Genomic DNA, 549 nt, shown 5'->3' on the forward strand with positions numbered 1-549 from the left:
TGCTCGTTGTCCGGTGGCCTGGCCTCGATGGGCGCGGCGGTACCCTATGCGATCGCGGCGAAGTTTGCTTACCCGGAACGCCCGGTCATTGCCTTGGTCGGCGACGGCGCGATGCAGATGAACAACATGGCCGAGCTGATCACCGTCGCCAAATACTGGCGGCAATGGCAGAGCCCGAAATGGATCTGCGCGGTGTTCAACAATGAAGACCTCAATCAGGTCACCTGGGAGCAGCGGGTGATGGAGGGCGATCCGAAGTTCGAAGCGTCGCAGAGCATCCCGGACGTGCCGTATCACCTGTTCGCGATTTCCATCGGCCTCAAGGGCATTTTCGTTGATCGTGAAGAAGAGGTCGCCGCTGCGTGGGAACAGGCGCTCGCCTCGGAAGTGAGGGTGCTGAAAGAGTTAAAGAACGAAGCGAACGTGGAGCAGGTGCCACCGCAAATCAAGGTGGAGGAAGAGAAGAAAGGCGACAGGACCCTGCGCAAGGGCGATCCGGAAGAAGCCGGGGTGATCGTGCAGAACGACAAGCAGGGGGTGGGCGCCGTA

Annotated in this window: 1 protein-coding gene; it reads left to right on the forward strand. The window is 60.5% G+C overall.

Annotation, left to right across the window (positions count from 1 at the left end; all coding sequences use genetic code 11):
• A partial coding sequence (locus J5M71_RS26865; RefSeq protein ID WP_243434368.1) for a thiamine pyrophosphate-dependent enzyme occupies positions 1-549 on the forward strand: 549 nt, incomplete at both ends.

Source organism: Pseudomonas sp. 43(2021) (genome assembly GCF_017490805.1).
Taxonomy (GTDB): domain Bacteria; phylum Pseudomonadota; class Gammaproteobacteria; order Pseudomonadales; family Pseudomonadaceae; genus Aquipseudomonas.